Genomic DNA, 15,692 nt, shown 5'->3' with positions numbered 1-15,692 from the left:
GTATTTAGTTCATTCTTGCACAACTGCCACGTCGTAGAAAGACTTCAGGGTTTTATCAATTGGACTGGTCGGCGACTAAACCGCTGCGCCGCGTGGGCCTGTTGCCGGGACAGGGTTGCTCAAGCGCCCGGGGCTTGTCAGTGCGCAGGCCGGTTAAAACTGCGCGCCGGCAGATTCCACCCCGACACTGCCCTTGAGCATGATGTTGAAACTGATGCTGATTCTTTCCTGGTCGCTGCGGTTTTCCTGTACCTGGTGTTGAAACCAGGAATTGAAAATCAGTAGCTGGCCTTCCCGGGGAGGAATGCGTTGTTTCCATGCGTTCTGCGGTGTTTGTACTGTTGCCCGCGGCTGCAATACAAGGGCCTGTTGCCTGGGGTCAATAAATTCGATATCGCCGCAGCCCTCGGGAGCCTGGAGATAGTACACCCCGCTCAGGAAGTTGTTGGGGTGGGTGTGAATCACGTGACTGTGACCGGGTGGATTGATATTGGCCCAGGCGTCGGTGATGACAAAGTTTTCAAACTCATATTTCAGAAATTCCAGCACACGCCTGGAGCCGGCAGTGAAGCATTCCATTAGCGGTTCGAATGTTGGCAGCTTGTTAAGATTGCCGCGACTTTGCCATGCCCCGTTGCCGGGATTGGTATAGCCGGTGGATTTCCTCAGCTCGCCGAGCTCGGCGATCATGCTGGCGTTCATATCCCGGAACTCCTGCAATTCATGGATCCATACGCAGGATGGAAAAAACGTTTTGATCTCACCTTTGCTAAACATGGCGGCGCACTTTCCTCGGGTCAGTTGTTCAGGATATCGGGTCGGGACCTTGTTCAGGGATACTAGCATGCAGTCGATTTCAACGACCACGGAGGTACCGTGCTGGAGGTCAGTTATCGCGCTTCGTGGCCGGCACTGCCTGCGATCTTGTAGCGGCACGCGGAGCAGTTCCAGGATGACGATCAGGGGCGGTTCTGCCGCAACCTCCGCAACGAACTGGCTCTCGCCGTGGCTGGTCACTGCATTGACCATCTGTATGGCCTGCTCGCGTAAATTGGCTTTACAGGAGTCGCCCTGGTTGAGAGTAAAGGTATTGTACGCGACCACCTGGTTGGGGGCATGTTAATGATGGTGTTCTGCTACATTTCCACGGTGGATTCATTCAACTCCAAGGGAAAGACGGAGCCGGCGATGGAAGAATTCAGTTTCGGTTTTTTGAAAAGGAAGTCCACCACCTCCATTCGGGTGGCTGACCAGTAAGGTATCCCGGTGAAAGCCGCGGCGGTATTCCCAACTGGACCGAAGGACCCTGATTGGCTCCCATACCGGATTCAGGATTCCCGGAAAGCGAGGGCTTCAGCGATGTCGGTGTGGCTGATCTGCTCGTGACCTGCCATGTCAGCAAGGGTCCGCGCCACCCTTAATGTCCGATGGAGACCGCGGCCGGAGAGCTGCAGTTGGGCTGCCAGTTCGGCGAGCCGGTCACGTTGGCGCTGGTCGAGGGCGCAAATGTCCAGCAGTGCCTCGGCGCCAAGCCGCGCGTTGCTGCAGTGCTGGCGCGCCAGCTGTCGCTGGCGGCAGCGAATGACCCGCTGGCGAATGTTGGCCGAAGACTCGGCGCTGGCAGATTTCCTCAGCAGGAGTTCCGGCGCCTGGCGCGGCACCTGGACGTGCAGGTCTATCCGATCCAGTAGCGGACCGGAAACCCGGCCCCGGTAGCGCTGTATTTGCTCCGGCGTGCAGCGGCAGTGGCGTTGCTGGTCACCCAGGTAGCCACACGGACAGGGATTCATGGCAGCAACAAGCTGGAAAGCCGCGGGATAGGTTTGCTTGTAGCTGGCCCGTGACAGGGTGACCTGGCCGCTTTCCAGCGGTTCCCGCAGTGCCTCCAGGCAGTGGCGGTTGAACTCAGGTAGTTCGTCGAGGAACAGCACACCGCCGTGGGCCAGGGAGGCCTCCCCCGGGCGGGGGTTCTTGCCACCGCCGATCAGTGCTGCGGCAGTGGCGCTGTGGTGGGGGCTGCGGAAGGGGCGCCGCAAGGCCTCGCTGGCGGCGTCCAGCCCCCGGAAGTCCCGCAGCGCCAGTGTCACCAGTGACTCCTCGCGAGAAGGTGGTGGCAGTATACCCGGGAGGCGACTGGCCAGCATGGTCTTGCCGGTGCCGGGCGGGCCGATAAAGAGCAGGTTGTGGCCGCCGGCGGCGGCGATTTCCAGCGCCCGGCGGGCCGCTGCCTGGCCAACAACATCGCCGAGGTCCTCGTAGTGGGGTTCAGCGGGTTCGGCAACGACTGTGGCCCTTTCCAGCCTGGCCGCGCCATTGATGTGGGCGCACAGTGTCAGCAGGTCGGATGCTCCCAGGACACAGGCGTCGGGCACCTGGCTGGCGTTGCCAAGGTTGGGTTCTGGCACCACCAGGGTGTTGCCGCAGGCGCTGGCGGCCAGTGCCGCGCAAACGGCGCCCGGTACTGCCTGCAGACTGCCGTCCAGCGCCAGCTCGCCGAGAAATTCGTGCTTGCCACTGAGCCGTTCCTCGAGCTGACCGGAGGCCAGCAGGATGCCCAGGGCTATCGGCAGGTCGAAACGACCCCCTTCCTTGGGCAGGTCGGCCGGAGCCAGGTTAATGGTGATGCGTCGATCGGGAAATTCAAAATGTGAATTGAGCAGGGCGCTGCGCACCCGCTCCTTGCTCTCGCGTACCGCCGTTTCCGGCAGGCCGACAATATTGAATGCCGGTAGGCCGTTGGACAGGTGGGTTTCCACCCGCACCGGTGGTGCCGACAGGCCGGACAGCGCCCGGCTGTGAACGATTGAAAGTTCCATGGCTCTTCCCTGAGCACAAGGCCGCCAGCGGCCGGCGTCAGCTCTCTTTGCTGAGCGCTTCCAGTTCCCTCGTCATTTCTTCCAGTTCAGCTTCCAGGGCAACCACCCGCTCGCGGGTGCGCTTGAGGATTTCCGCCTGGGTGTCGAACTCCTCGCGGCTGACCACCTCCAGGCGGGACAGGGCGGACTGGGCGAGGGCTCTTACGCCCTTGTCGACCTCGTTCCTGAGGCCGGAGTTACCCACCAGTTCATTAACCTGCTGCAGGACGTCCCAGGGGGGCGGCGGTGGTTTGATGGCCATGGTGCTCAACCTTTCAATGCTGTGACAGGCACAGAAGTCTACTTGTTTTTGTCGGCATTACACAGATCAGAAGTGCTCCCGGTTCGGCCACCGCGCTGGACGGCAGGGCGGGAAAGGGGAGGGCACAGAAAAAACGCACCAAACTGGTGCCCGAGGTCATTTGGGTGCACCGAGCGGCCCGCTATTGGTGCACAGGCGCTGGCGAAACAGCAGGCGAAACTCTCTATCTCTATGTTTTTATTACATAAAGGTGACTTTGGCACATCGGCTGCAATATTACCGGCGGATCTGTATAGCGCACACAATGCGCCCGTTACGAGATGACGCAATACATATCTGACACCTAGACCACACAAATCATGGAGATTTGAGACATGTTGAAAAAAGTACTTCCTGCCGCGATAGCCGCTTCGCTCCTGGCTGGCGCTACCGCAACGACCTCCCAGGCCGCTGAAATCAGCGCCAACGTTTCGCTGGTGAGCGACTACCGCTTCCGTGGTATCTCCCAGTCCGACGAAGATATCGCCATCCAGGGCGGCTTTGACCTGGGTTTTGATAACGGCATCTACATCGGCACCTGGGGCTCTACCGTCGATTTCGACAGCATCGACGGCTTCGACGGTTCCCTGGAACTGGACTACTACGTCGGCTGGGGCATGGACATTGGCGAGAATTCCGCCATTGACGTGGGCTACCTGTACTACGACTACCCCGGAGATGATGGTGACGAGGGCGATTACCAGGAAATCTATGGCAGTTTCTCCTTCCACGACCTGACCCTGGGCATGGCTTACTCCGACGACTACTACGGTGAAACCGACAAGTTCTTCTACTACTACGCTGACTACAGTTTCAGCTTCGGTGAAAACTGGAGCCTTGACCTGCATGCGGGTTACAACGACCTGGAAGATGACACCACTTTCTTGTCTGACGGCCAGGATTCTTACACCGACTATTCCGTGGGTCTGACCTGGACCGTGCTCGGTGTTGACCTTGGTGCCACCTATGTCGGCACCACCCTGGATGAGGACGAAGTGTTCGGCACCGATTGGGGTGAGGACACCGTGGTCTTTTCCATCGCCAAGAGCATGTAAGCGCACCAGAGTCTGACCAGGGGCGTCCGCCGCGGCGCCCCTCAATTAACACCAGGAGAAAAACATGAAACTAATCACGGCTATCGTGAAGCCCTTCAAGCTGGATGACGTGCGCGAAGCGCTGTCGGAAATCGGCGTCCAGGGCATCACCGTGACTGAAGTAAAAGGTTTCGGCCGGCAGAAGGGCCATACCGAGCTGTATCGCGGTGCCGAATACGTTGTCGACTTCCTGCCCAAGGTGAAAATCGAAGTGGCGGTGGCAGAGAGCGTAGTCGACCAGACAATCGAGGCCATTACCAAGGCCGCAAACACAGGCAAGATCGGCGACGGCAAGGTATTTGTGTCCCCGTTGGAGCAGGTTATCCGGATCCGTACCGGTGAAACCGGCGAAGAAGCTATCTAATCCTGAACTGACTACGAGAGAGTTATTCCAATGGAAGACAATATTTTTCAATTGCAGTACGCGCTCGACACCTTTTATTTTCTGGTGTGTGGCGCACTGGTAATGTGGATGGCAGCCGGCTTCGCCATGCTCGAGGCTGGCCTGGTCCGCTCCAAGAACACCACTGAAATCCTGCTCAAGAACGTGGCGCTGTTCGCCGTGTCCTGCACCATGTACATGGTTTGCGGTTACATGATCATGTACGGCGGGGATTTGTTCCTGTCGACGATCACCGGCGACGGTGTTGCCGGCGCAGAGGAAGCGGCTAGTTACGCACCCTCCGCCGACTTCTTCTTCCAGGTGGTATTCGTGGCAACTGCCATGTCCATCGTCTCTGGCGCGGTTGCCGAGCGTATGAAGTTGTGGGCGTTCCTGGCATTCGCCGTGGTTATGACCGGCTTCATCTACCCGATGGAAGGCGCCTGGACCTGGGGAGGCAGCGCGGTATTTGGCATGTACACCCTTGGCGACCTGGGCTTCTCCGACTTCGCCGGCTCCGGCATCGTGCACATGGCGGGCGCCTCTGCAGCCCTGGCCGGTGTCATCCTGCTGGGCGCACGTAAAGGCAAGTACGGCGCGGACGGCCAGGTCAATGCCATCCCCGGCGCCAACCTGCCCCTCGCCACTCTGGGTACTTTCATCCTGTGGATGGGCTGGTTCGGGTTCAACGGCGGTTCCGTACTGGCAACTGCCAGTGTTGAAAGCGCCAACTCGGTAGCCATCGTATTCATGAACACCAATGCGGCTGCAGCCGGTGGCCTCATTACCGCCCTGATTGTGGCCAAGATCATGTTCGGCAAGGCCGACCTGACCATGGCCCTGAACGGCGCCCTCGCGGGCCTGGTGGCTATCACTGCCGAACCTTCCACCCCTTCGGCCCTGCAGGCAACCCTGTTCGGCGGTCTGGGCGGCATTCTGGTGGTGTTCTCCATCGTCTTCATGGACAAGCTGAAGATCGATGATCCGGTGGGTGCCATCTCGGTACACGGTGTGGTTGGTCTGCTTGGCCTGCTGCTGGTACCGGTGACCAACGACGGCTCCTCTTTCAGCGGTCAGCTGATCGGCGCGGCCACCATCTTCATCTGGGTATTTGGCGCCAGCTTCATCGTCTGGTTCGTGCTCAAGATGATCATGGGCATCCGGGTCAGCGAAGAGGAAGAGTACGAAGGTGTGGATCTGGCGGAATGTGGTATGGAAGCGTACCCCGAGTTTTCCGGCAGCCAGTAAACACGACAATCTTGCGGGCGCATTGTTATGATGCGTGTACTTGGGGGGCCTTTTGGCCCCCCTTTTTTGTGCATCCTTGTCTTGGGTTACCCCGTTCGCGGTGACCGCTTAGCAGATACCGGCACCGAACCCTGTGAAAATCACAAACCTTGACATATATAAGGGACGCCTTATATTAGTAAAAACTTATGTTAGGAGTACGCAGTGCTTGATGTAAAGCTTATGCAGCAGAACGCGACGTCCGCCGCAGAGTTGCTCAAGGACCTGGCTCATCCCGGTCGCCTGCTGGTGCTGTGTGCGCTGGTGACCCGGGAGCACACCGTGGGTGAGCTCGAGGAGCTGACCGGGCTGGGGCAGTCGGCGCTGTCGCAGCACCTTGCCCGGCTGCGTGACAGCGGCATGGTGGCGACACGGCGGGAGGCGCAGCGGATTTTCTACTCTATCAGCGACGGCAAGGCACAAATCATGCTGGAGGCGCTGCACCGGGTATATTGTGTCGATGACCCCGTTGATTCCAAACTTGAACAGAGGATACCAGAATGAATGTAGACAGACTTGTTTTCGCTATTGCGGGTGTGTTTATCCTGGCCAGCCTGGCGCTTAGCCAGCTGCACTCGGTTTACTGGCTGTGGTTCACAGCCTTTGTCGGCGCCAATATGCTGCAGGCGGCCTTTAGCGGGTTCTGTCCCCTGGCCATGATCCTGCGGAAGTTCGGCAAACAACCTGGTTGCGCGTTCCAGTAAATCGCCGCGGAGCGAACATCCATGCCCCATCCCGTTGACCGACTGGTGCGCTCTACCCTGGGCGGTGGCCTGCCCAGGCTGATCTTTGTTGTCGGTCTGCTCGCCGGCTTCCTCGCCCTGACCTTCACGCCCCGCGAGGAGGAGCCCCAGATAGTGGTGCCGATGGTGGATGTTATTGTCGAGGCGGCGGGGCTCAGTGCCCGCCAGGTTGAACGGCAGGTCGGCATTCCACTGGAAAAGTTGCTGGCGCAGATCCCGGGCGTGGAGCATGTGTACTCCGCAACCGCGACGGGGAGGGTGACTGCCACCCTCAGGTTCCACGTCGGGGAGGACCGCGAAGACTCCCTGCTCAACACCTACAACAAGCTGTATTCCAACCAGCATCAAATGCCGCCGGTGATCAGTAACTGGATGCTGCGGCCGGTGGAAGTGGACGATGTGCCGATCGTGATGCTGGCGCTGTGGAGCGATGATCCGCAGCGCTATGACGATTTCGAGCTGCGGCGGCTGGCGGAGGAGGTTTCCACCTTCCTGCAGGCTATCCCGGCCACCAGTGAGGTCAACGTGATCGGTGGCCGACCGCGGACGGTGCGGATACTGATTGACCCGGAGAGCATGGGCGCCCGCAACACCACGGCGCAGGATGTGGTCATGGCGCTGTCCGTGTCCAACGTGCTGCGTGACGCCGGCGACTGGACCGTCGGTAACGATTCGGTACTGCTGGAGGCCGGCGATGTCATCCGCAGTGTCGCCGAGTTGCAGAGCCTGGTGGTTAACGTGATTGACGGTGCTCCCGTCTACCTGCGCGATGTGGCGCAAGTGGTCGATGGCCCGGCGGAAGCCGAGAGTTACACCTGGATCGGGTTTGCCCCCCAGCACGAGCGGGGCGGAATCGCTGACCGGCCAATGGTGGCGATATCGGTAGCCAAGCAGCGCGGGTCCAATGCCGTATCCGTGGCAGCGGCGGTGCACGAGGCCATGGCGGATATGCAGCAGGAGCTACTGCCGCCGGAAGTACAGGTGGAGGTGCTGCGCGACTACGGCCAGACCGCCGATGAAAAGGTCAATAATCTCAGTATCAGCCTGGGCTTCGCCATTTTTACCGTGGTGGTGTTTATCGGCGTATTCCTTGGCTGGCGACCCGCACTGGTGGTGGGCCTGGCGGTGCCGATTTGTTATGGCATTACCCTGGCCCTGGACATGGCCCTGGGCTACACCATCAACCGGGTGACCCTGTTCGCCCTGATCCTGTCCCTCGGCCTGCTGGTGGATGACCCCATTACCGGTGTCGATAATATTTCGCGGTTTATGGGGCGACGTGACCTCTCCGTCGGTGACCGGGTGGTGGCCGCCATGGCCGAAATTCGGGTGCCGCTGATATTGTCCACGGTAACGATTATCTTTGCCTTCCTGCCGCTGGCAGGTATTACCGGCATGATGGGGCCCTATATGGCGCCCATGGCCTTCAACGTCCCCGCCAGCGTGATTACCTCTACCCTGGTGGCCTTTCTGGTGACCCCCTGGCTGGCCTGCCGCCTGCTGAAGGAACAACCGGTGTCCCAGGACAGCCCTGAAGGCGCGGGCGTGTACGCCCGGATCATGGCGCCACTGCTGGATAATCGCCAGCTTGCCAAGCGGGTGCTCTGGGCGGTGCTCGGCTTGTTCATGGTCACTGCGGCGCTGCCGGTGTTTCGCCTGGTGCCGCTGAAGCTGCTGCCCTTCGATAACAAGAACGAAGTGCAGGTGTTGATCGACATGCCCGAGAGTGCCAGCCTCGAGCAGACCGCCGCGCTGGCGCGTGATGTCGCCGAAACTGTGACCCGGGTACCGGAAGTGCAGGCGGTGGCCGCCTTTGTCGGGGTGCCGTCGGCCATCGACTTTAATGGCATGGTGCGCCGTTACTATCAGCGCATCGGGCCTCACCTGGGCGATCTGCGGATTACCCTGGCCGATAAGACCGAGCGGCAGCAGCAGTCCCATGGCCTGGTCCTGCGCCTGCGACAGTTACTCGCCCCCTTCAATCGCGACGGTATCAGCGTGAAAGTGGTGGAAGTCCCGCCCGGGCCGCCGGTGTTGAGTACCCTGGTCGCGGAAATCTACGGCGAGGCGCATACGCCCTACGACATCCAGAAAGACGGTGCCCGCGCGTTGATGGCGCGGCTGGCCCGTGAGCCCCACGTGGTCGAAATCGATTCGACCATAGAGGCCGACCGGCAGCGCCGGCGTTTCGTGACTGACCGCCAGAAGGCAGCCCTTTCCGGTATTGCTGCTGACGATGTGGCGCAGACCCTGGCCATGGCCAATGAAGGTTATGTGGCGGGCTATCTGCAGCTTGAACGGGAAGCACGCCCGCTGCCCATAGAGTTGCGGCTGGAGCCCCGGGACAGGCTGTCAGATCACGACTTTCAGCGCTTGCTGGTCAAGGGCAGGCAGGGGGTGGCCAAGTCGAATACCGCCCAGGGCCTGGAGGTGGCGCCACAGCCGCTGGTGGCGCTGGGAGAGCTGGGCCGTTTCGAGCACGGCTCTGCCGACACCATGATTCACCGCAAGGACCTGCGCCCGGTCGTTTATGTGATGGCGGAGCTCAACGGGCGAACCCCGGCGGAGATTATTGCCGACATCCATGCCGACATGGGGCAACCGGCGGGCGAGGGAGACGACTGGCAGGGCCGCACCTTCCTGTCCAGCGGGGCGGGAGACGGCTGGTCTCTGCCGGAGGGCACCGATGTACAGTGGACCGGCGAGGGCGAGTGGCGTATCACCAAGGATGTGTTCCGGGACATGGGACTGGGTTACGCGTTTGCCCTGCTGGCAATATTTTTCGTCCTGCGGGTGCAGACCGCCTCCAGTTCCCTGTCGCTGATCATCATGTTGTCGATCCCGTTGACGGTGATCGGCATCATGCCCGGCTTCTGGCTGATGAACCAGTTTGGCGAACGCTGGATCGCGGGGGCGCCGGAGCCGGTGTTATTCACTGCCACGGCGATGATAGGCATGATTGCGCTCGCCGGCATTGTGGTGCGTAATTCCCTGATCCTGGTGGAGTTCATATCCCAGGCCAGGAATGCCGGTGCTTCTATTCGCGATGCCCTGCTCCAGGCGGGCTCGGTGCGCATGCGTCCGGTGTTGCTGACGGCCGGTACTACCCTGCTCGGCAACCTGATTATCACCCTGGACCCGGTATTTGCCGGACTGGCGCTGGCAATCATCTTCGGGATCGTGGCCTCGACCGCCTTCTCATTGATCGTGGTGCCTATTGTGTACCTGCTGGTGTTCGATAAACCTGACCTGCGTACGGCGGCCGCTACCGTGTCGCCAGAGGAAGCGTGACCATGAAAAAACTGTTGCTGCCGGTGGTGGCGATTGTCGGCCTGCTGTTATTGGTGGCACTGATGGCCGGTTATTTCAGTGACAAAATCGAACCGGACCTGGCGCCACCGGCGTCGATAGATGACGCCGCCGCAGTCGCGGTGACAGTGGTCCGGGGCCCCGTCAGTGAAAGCCTGCCCGCCTCCGTTGAAGCCCGGGAGACGACGATCATTTCTTCCCGGCTGCTGGCACGCATCATCCGGATCAATGTTCGCGCCGGCGACTACGTGGAACAGGGCCAGCTACTGCTGGAGCTGGAAAAAAGTGACCTGGAGGCCCGGGCCCGGCAGGCGGAGGACCAGGTGCGCTCGGTAGAGGCGCGGCTTAACGAGGCCCGCCAGAACCTGAAGCGTGCACAGGAACTGCACCAGCGCGGGCTGATAGCGGTCGCCGACCGCGATGCCGCCAGTGCCGACGCCGCGTCACTGGAGGCCGACCTGTCCTCGGCGCGCCAGGCACTGGAGGAAGCGCAGACGGCGGTCCGCTTCAGCGAGATTCGCTCGCCCATCGCCGGGAGGGTCGTCGATCGCTTTGCCGAACCCGGCGATACGGCTTCACCGGGTAGCAAGTTACTGTCTCTCTACAATCCGTTTTCCCTGTGGGTGGAGGCCCGGGTGCGCGAGCAGCTCGCGCTGTCGCTGCAGACCGGGCAGGTGCTGCGGGTGGATGTACCGGCGGTGGAAAAGTCCTATGACGCCATCATTGAGGAAATCGTTCCCGCTGCCGACCCCGGAGCCAGGAGTTTCCTGATCAAGGTTATGTTGCCCGCGGAGCGCGACCTGCTGCCGGGGATGTACGCCCGGGTGCAGGTACCTGCCGGCGAGCGCAGTCGTATGCTGGTGCCCGCGGAGCGGGTGGCCGAAGTGGGCCAGTTGAATGTGGTCTGGGTCGCCGGCGAGGCGGGGGTGGTCCGGCGCTTCGTACGCCTGGGGCAACCGGCAGGTGAAGGCATGGTAGAGGTGATCTCCGGGCTCGCCCCGGGAGACAGGGTCATGCCTCCGCAGTAGCGCCCTTCGTTTGCCCCCGAATTTACTCTTGGTTGAAATGCCCCTATGATTAGGCGCGTTCACACAAGGAGAACCCGCATATGAAACTGGTAACTGCCGTCATCAAACCGTTCAAGCTGGACGATGTTCGCGCCGCCCTGTCCCAGATAGGCGTTCAGGGGATCACTGTTACCGAGGTCAAGGGGTTCGGTCGCCAGAAGGGCCATACCGAGCTGTATCGGGGTGCAGAGTACGTGGTCGATTTTCTGCCCAAGGTGAAGCTGGAAATCGCCGTTGCCGACGGCGACGTGGAGAGTGCCATTGAAGCCATCACCAATACCGCCAACAGCGGCAAGATCGGCGACGGCAAAATATTTGTTTCCGACCTCGAGCAGGTCATTCGCATCCGCACCGGCGAAACCGGCGAAGACGCGATCTAGGGCCCGCTTACACTAACGGGCAGTACCAGTCCCATGCCCAGCGGCTCCGGAACCTCAGCCATCAGGGCGTAATCCCCCGGTTCCAGGTCGACTGAAAAGTAGCCGTGGCGGCCCGCCGCCATATCCTGTATCCCGCCGAGAAACCTGACCGGGCTGGGTGACTGCAGCCCGTCGGGCGTGCGCCAGTCCATCCACTCGGCCGCCGCCTGGAGGTCCCGGGGTCCGCTCAACTGCAACAGGTGAATGTCGTTGCCGACGAACGAGGGCAGCGCCTGTTGCTCGGCAAAGTCGACCCTGATGGTGTTGCTGCCAGCGCGCAAAGCCCCTTCTTCGAGAGTGATGCCGCTATTGCTGAGGGTGAAGCGGGCATTGGCTCGCGGTTCCAGGGCTCCGTTGTCCTCACTGGTTACGGTAAATTCCAGCACCATTCCCAGTTGCCCGTTTCCGGGGCTGGTGGTGTGGAACACACCGTCGGTTTTTACATAGCACTCCAGGACGTAACGACCCGGTGCCAGAAATACCGTGGTTTGGCCGACAAGCCCTGCCGACAGCAGGCCCGGGCCGCCGTGGCGCTCGAGATCACCCACCCAGGCCGGAAACGTGGCGTAGGCGGCGTTGACTGCTGCCTCGTCATTGGCGTTCATGGCATCCATGGCCAGCTGGAACGGTGCCATCAGCTGTTCGTCGAAGGTTTGCAGGTCAACCTGCGCCGGAGGGCGATCAATCATCGCAAAGTGAACCATGGCGGAGGTGTTTTCGAAACGGAAGGTAGTCCAGCCTGCAGGTATGGTCTCCGGGCCCTGGAAACTCATACCCACGGCACGGATCGTGACCAGCCCGGGAGCACCAGAAGATGCGCTCTGCGGTGATGAATCCGCCGCCACCTGCGGCGGCACTGTCTCCCGGCCGCATGCGCTCAACAGGACGAGAACGGAAATCAGCAATAATCTGCGACCTGGCAACATGGGCCTCCACGCCGGCGTTGGCCGGGCTCGATGGTGCAAAATGTAGCCAGTCACGTTAGAGCAGCCCCCGGAGGCTGTCAAATGTGGCTGCATGCCTCAGGGTAATGCGCGGATTGCGGCAATAGCATCAGGGAGCTGGACCAGCTCGGTGACTTCCCGATGGGCCGGCGGGCCGCCGGGCCACGGTTCCCGTTTCAGGTTGATCCACACCGTGTACATACCCACCTCGAGTGCGCCCCTGATGTCGTGCTCGGGGTTGTCGCCGACATGGACGATCTCGTGCGCCGCCGCGCCGGATTTTTCCATGGCAGCGTGAAACATGTCCGGCGCCGGTTTGCTGGCTCCGAAATCCTCGGCCAGGAAGGCGAAGTCGAAGTATTCCCCGGCATCGGTCTTGTAGATATCGGCATTGCCGTTGGTCAATGCGCCGATGCTGAATTCTTCCGCCAACTGCTGCAGCACATCCAGGGCCTGTTCGTAAAGCTCCACCCGGTGGCGCTCGTTGAGAAACACGTCAAAGGCCTGCTCGGCGCCGGATTGCGCCTGGGCCTGCGAGTAGCCAGCGGCCAACTGCAACTCCAGCAGCATCTGCCGGCGCATGGCGCTGACATTGTGCAGTAGCTGCGGATGGCGCTTCCATACGGACTTCTTGAATTCCCACAGGGCATCGTGGTCGTAGTTTTCAATCGCCCCCGGGCGGTGCTCCAGCAACCAGCGGCGCTGGGCTTCCTCGGCGCGGATGAGTGCCGGATCCACATCCCAGAGGGTGTTGTCCAGATCGAAGGTAATGACCTTGATGCCCATCTCAGTCGCGTTTGCGTCGCTTGGCCCGGGGGTGGGCAGCATCGTACACCCTGGCCAGGTGCTGGAAATCCAGGTGAGTGTAGATCTGGGTGGTGGAGATATTGGCGTGCCCCAGCAATTCCTGCACTGCTCTCAAATCGCCCGAGGACTCCAGCATGTGGCTGGCGAAGGAGTGACGCAGCATATGTGGGTGCACGTCCTGGTGCATGCCTGACTTGCGTCCCTGCAGTTTCAGGCGGGCCTGTATGTTGCGCCTGCTGATGCGCTGCCCGCGGTTGCTGGTAAACAGCGCCTTTGCCGAGTCGTCGTCGGCGGCGGTTTGCGGTCGTACCGCCAGCCACTGGTCTATGGCTTCCAGGGCAGTGGCGCCCACGGGCACCGTGCGGGTCTTGTTGCCCTTGCCGGTGACGGTCAACAGCCGGGCGCCGTGGTCAATATCGTCAATATTCACCGATCCCAGTTCTGCCAGGCGCAGGCCGGAGGAGTAGAACAGTTCCGCCATGGCCCGATCGCGCAATACGGTGGGGCCGCCGCCTGCAAAGTCCAGGTAGCGGTCGACCTGGTCCGCGTCGAGGGTACGGGGTAATTTGCGCGGTTTGCGCGGGGCCTGCACGCTGGCGGCGGGATTGCGAGGATGGCCATTAATCCGGCCCAGATAGTTGAAAAAGGAGCGAGCGGCCGACAGACTGCGCTGGATACTGCTCCCGGCCAGGCCGCGGCGGTGCAGCTGGCTTGCCCAGGCACGAATATCCGCCTCATCCAGGTCGCGGGCCTGTGGTCGGTTGTTGGCCTCGCTGTAGCGCTGCAGCGAGGCGAGATCCCGGCGGTAATTTTCCAGGGTATGGGGCGATAGCTGGCGTACGTCGCGCAGGTAGTCGATAAACTCTGCGCATTCGTTCGCCAGGGTGGTGCTCACATCAGCCTACCCGAGACGCGGCAGGAGACGAACGATGACATCGGCGACATGGGTGAGGAACAGGGTGCCCATATTGCCGCTGTAGCGATTGGCGTCTGCGCTGCCCACGGCAATCAGGCCCAGTTCCTCGCCATGGGTCAGAGCCACCAGCGCCGCCGATCCCACCTCTCCGGCATCGGGAAACAGGAAGGCGAGCTCGTCCTTGCGCAGTACGCCACAGACCGGTTTGCGGCCCTTGAGCAGGGCGCCTATCTCGATCCTGGCCTTTTCCGCCGACTCCATCCGGCACTGGCCTTCATCGGTGGCTTCACCAAACAGGATCATGCTGGCGTAATCGACCTTGAACCTGTTTTTCATCGCGTCCATGAAGGCTGTGTACAGCGCGTCGACACTGCGGGCCTCGAGCAGGGCCAGGATCAACTGGCGGGTCTGCTCATAGAGCAGGTCGTTGTCACGGGCATTGGCGGTGAGGGTGTTGAGCCGGTGACGCATGTCGATATTGCGCTCGCGCAATACGCTGACCTGCTTCTCCACCAGTGATATGGCACTTCCGGAGGCGTGGGAGATATGCAGGTGATCCAGCATATCCGGATTGCGCTGCAGAAAATCGCCGTTCTGCTTGAGGTAGTCGCGCACCTGCTCTTCGCTGAGCTCTGGAACAGTGGCAATCGCCTCGGCCTGGTCGTTGGACATGATGTATCTCCCCTGGTCTGCCGGAGGCTGCGCCCGGCGAGCCTTCGATGGAGGCGGGTGGCGCCTCAGATTCTTATCGTGCCCTCGAACACCGATGCGGTGGGGCCGGTCATTATCACGGGTTGGCCCGGGCCGGCCCATGATATGGACAGCTTACCGCCCGGAAGATTAACTGTCACGGTATCGCGCAGCCAGCCACGGCTTAATCCGTACACAACCGCGGCGCAGGCGCCAGTGCCGCAGGCCAGGGTCTCGCCGACGCCCCGTTCGAAAACCCGGAGACGAATCTCGGTGTCCGATACCAGCTCCATAAAGCCTGCGTTGACCCGCTGGGGGAAACGCGGGTGGTTTTCCAGCAATGGACCCAGGCGCGCCATATCCACCGCTGCCACGTCCTCCACCAGAGTGACGGCGTGGGGGTTGCCCATGGATACCGCACCCAGTTCGATGGTCTGGTCGCCGACATCCAGCGTGTAGCTGGCGGCCTGCTGTTCTGCGTCGAAGGGGATCTGCTGCGGGTCCAGTGTTGGAGCGCCCATATTGACCTCAACACGGTGGTTGTCGCGCACCCGCAGTTCGATGACCCCGGCGGCGGTTTGCACCGAAATCACCCGCTTGTTGGTCAGCTTTTTGTCGCGCACAAAGCGGGCGAAACAGCGCGCGCCATTGCCGCACTGCTCAACCTCGCCGCCATCGGCGTTGTAGATCCGGTAGCGGAAATCCACGTCGGGGCTGCCCGGTGGCTCCACCACCAGCACCTGGTCGCAACCGACACCAAAGCGGCGGTCCGCCAGTTTGCGGATGTCCCGGGGGCGTAGCTTGCAGTGCTGGCTGATCAGGTCGATAACGACAAAGTCATTGCCCGCGCCGTGCATTTTGGTGAATTTCAGTAGCAT

General features: G+C 61.2%; 16 protein-coding genes. 8 read left to right on the top strand and 8 right to left on the bottom strand.

What is annotated here, in order from left to right:
- Positions 1–153 precede the first annotated feature (153 nt).
- The 3 genes from E2F43_RS03480 to E2F43_RS03470 all read right to left on the bottom strand — a co-directional run bounded on the left by E2F43_RS03480 (position 154) and on the right by E2F43_RS03470 (position 3,117).
- Positions 154–1,104 (bottom strand): TIGR02466 family protein, encoded by a 951-nt coding sequence (locus tag E2F43_RS03480; RefSeq protein ID WP_133209580.1) that lies wholly within the window; start codon positions 1,102–1,104, stop codon positions 154–156.
- Positions 1,105–1,328: 224 nt separating this feature from the next.
- The gene (locus E2F43_RS03475) at positions 1,329–2,816 is read right to left on the bottom strand and encodes a YifB family Mg chelatase-like AAA ATPase (RefSeq protein ID WP_133209578.1); all 1,488 of its coding nucleotides are present in this window, start codon (positions 2,814–2,816) and stop codon (positions 1,329–1,331) included.
- 37 nt (positions 2,817–2,853) lie between these two features.
- Positions 2,854–3,117, bottom strand: coding sequence for an accessory factor UbiK family protein (locus tag E2F43_RS03470; RefSeq protein ID WP_133209576.1), 264 nt, complete (start codon positions 3,115–3,117; stop codon positions 2,854–2,856).
- A 374-nt stretch (positions 3,118–3,491) separates the two neighbouring features.
- Between E2F43_RS03470 and E2F43_RS03465 the strand changes: the two genes are divergently transcribed.
- The 8 genes from E2F43_RS03465 to glnK (E2F43_RS03430) all read left to right on the top strand — a co-directional run bounded on the left by E2F43_RS03465 (position 3,492) and on the right by glnK (E2F43_RS03430) (position 11,418).
- Positions 3,492–4,211, top strand: coding sequence for a TorF family putative porin (locus E2F43_RS03465; protein ID WP_133209574.1), 720 nt, complete (start codon positions 3,492–3,494; stop codon positions 4,209–4,211).
- Positions 4,212–4,275: 64 nt separating this feature from the next.
- Complete coding sequence (gene glnK, locus E2F43_RS03460; RefSeq protein WP_133209572.1) at positions 4,276–4,614, top strand: P-II family nitrogen regulator; 339 nt, start codon at positions 4,276–4,278, stop codon at positions 4,612–4,614.
- A gap of 30 nt (positions 4,615–4,644) precedes the next feature.
- Positions 4,645–5,880, top strand: coding sequence for an ammonium transporter (locus tag E2F43_RS03455; RefSeq protein ID WP_133209570.1), 1,236 nt, complete (start codon positions 4,645–4,647; stop codon positions 5,878–5,880).
- Between the two features lie 204 nt (positions 5,881–6,084).
- Entirely contained in the window at positions 6,085–6,423 is a 339-nt protein-coding gene (locus E2F43_RS03450) for an ArsR/SmtB family transcription factor (protein WP_238946728.1), read from the top strand.
- Complete coding sequence (locus tag E2F43_RS03445) at positions 6,420–6,623, top strand: YgaP family membrane protein (protein WP_133209568.1); 204 nt, start codon at positions 6,420–6,422, stop codon at positions 6,621–6,623. The genes E2F43_RS03450 and E2F43_RS03445 overlap by 4 nt, the downstream gene beginning before the upstream one ends.
- 21 nt (positions 6,624–6,644) lie before the next feature.
- Entirely contained in the window at positions 6,645–9,953 is a 3,309-nt protein-coding gene (locus E2F43_RS03440) for an efflux RND transporter permease subunit (RefSeq protein WP_133209566.1), read from the top strand.
- Between the two features lie 2 nt (positions 9,954–9,955).
- Entirely contained in the window at positions 9,956–10,999 is a 1,044-nt protein-coding gene (locus tag E2F43_RS03435; RefSeq protein ID WP_133209564.1) for an efflux RND transporter periplasmic adaptor subunit, read from the top strand.
- Positions 11,000–11,079: 80 nt separating this feature from the next.
- On the top strand, positions 11,080–11,418 hold the full coding sequence (gene glnK, locus E2F43_RS03430) for a P-II family nitrogen regulator (protein ID WP_133209562.1): 339 nt from the start codon (positions 11,080–11,082) through the stop codon (positions 11,416–11,418).
- Here the strand turns inward: glnK (E2F43_RS03430) and E2F43_RS03425 are convergent.
- The 5 genes from E2F43_RS03425 to dapF all read right to left on the bottom strand — a co-directional run bounded on the left by E2F43_RS03425 (position 11,415) and on the right by dapF (position 15,692).
- Positions 11,415–12,383 (bottom strand): hypothetical protein, encoded by a 969-nt coding sequence (locus E2F43_RS03425; RefSeq protein ID WP_133209560.1) that lies wholly within the window; start codon positions 12,381–12,383, stop codon positions 11,415–11,417. The genes glnK (E2F43_RS03430) and E2F43_RS03425 overlap by 4 nt on opposite strands.
- Positions 12,384–12,479: 96 nt before the next feature.
- Entirely contained in the window at positions 12,480–13,187 is a 708-nt protein-coding gene (locus tag E2F43_RS03420; protein ID WP_133209558.1) for an HAD family hydrolase, read from the bottom strand.
- A gap of 1 nt (position 13,188) precedes the next feature.
- Positions 13,189–14,103, bottom strand: coding sequence for a tyrosine recombinase XerC (gene xerC, locus E2F43_RS03415; protein ID WP_133209556.1), 915 nt, complete (start codon positions 14,101–14,103; stop codon positions 13,189–13,191).
- A 6-nt stretch (positions 14,104–14,109) separates the two neighbouring features.
- Complete coding sequence (locus tag E2F43_RS03410) at positions 14,110–14,796, bottom strand: DUF484 family protein (protein ID WP_165954178.1); 687 nt, start codon at positions 14,794–14,796, stop codon at positions 14,110–14,112.
- Positions 14,797–14,861: 65 nt separating this feature from the next.
- Entirely contained in the window at positions 14,862–15,692 is an 831-nt protein-coding gene (gene dapF, locus E2F43_RS03405; RefSeq protein ID WP_133209552.1) for a diaminopimelate epimerase, read from the bottom strand.

The organism is Seongchinamella unica, assembly GCF_004354085.1.
Lineage (GTDB): Bacteria > Pseudomonadota > Gammaproteobacteria > Pseudomonadales > Halieaceae > Halioglobus > Halioglobus unicus.
This window is presented reverse-complemented; position numbering and strand designations above follow the sequence as displayed.

Excerpts from the sequence above, each read along its gene's own strand:
- glnK (WP_133209572.1), top strand. The coding sequence starts at position 4,276 with ATGAAACTAATCACGGCTATCGTGAAGCCCTTCAAGCTGGATGACGTG.
- E2F43_RS03475 (WP_133209578.1), bottom strand. The coding sequence starts at position 2,816 with ATGGAACTTTCAATCGTTCACAGCCGGGCGCTGTCCGGCCTGTCGGCA.
- E2F43_RS03465 (WP_133209574.1), top strand. The coding sequence starts at position 3,492 with ATGTTGAAAAAAGTACTTCCTGCCGCGATAGCCGCTTCGCTCCTGGCT.
- glnK (WP_133209562.1), top strand. The coding sequence starts at position 11,080 with ATGAAACTGGTAACTGCCGTCATCAAACCGTTCAAGCTGGACGATGTT.
- E2F43_RS03425 (WP_133209560.1), bottom strand. The coding sequence starts at position 12,383 with ATGTTGCCAGGTCGCAGATTATTGCTGATTTCCGTTCTCGTCCTGTTG.
- E2F43_RS03410 (WP_165954178.1), bottom strand. The coding sequence starts at position 14,796 with ATGTCCAACGACCAGGCCGAGGCGATTGCCACTGTTCCAGAGCTCAGC.
- E2F43_RS03440 (WP_133209566.1), top strand. The coding sequence starts at position 6,645 with ATGCCCCATCCCGTTGACCGACTGGTGCGCTCTACCCTGGGCGGTGGC.
- E2F43_RS03455 (WP_133209570.1), top strand. The coding sequence starts at position 4,645 with ATGGAAGACAATATTTTTCAATTGCAGTACGCGCTCGACACCTTTTAT.
- E2F43_RS03435 (WP_133209564.1), top strand. The coding sequence starts at position 9,956 with ATGAAAAAACTGTTGCTGCCGGTGGTGGCGATTGTCGGCCTGCTGTTA.
- dapF (WP_133209552.1), bottom strand. The coding sequence starts at position 15,692 with ATGCTACTGAAATTCACCAAAATGCACGGCGCGGGCAATGACTTTGTC.
- E2F43_RS03420 (WP_133209558.1), bottom strand. The coding sequence starts at position 13,187 with ATGGGCATCAAGGTCATTACCTTCGATCTGGACAACACCCTCTGGGAT.
- E2F43_RS03445 (WP_133209568.1), top strand. The coding sequence starts at position 6,420 with ATGAATGTAGACAGACTTGTTTTCGCTATTGCGGGTGTGTTTATCCTG.
- E2F43_RS03470 (WP_133209576.1), bottom strand. The coding sequence starts at position 3,117 with ATGGCCATCAAACCACCGCCGCCCCCCTGGGACGTCCTGCAGCAGGTT.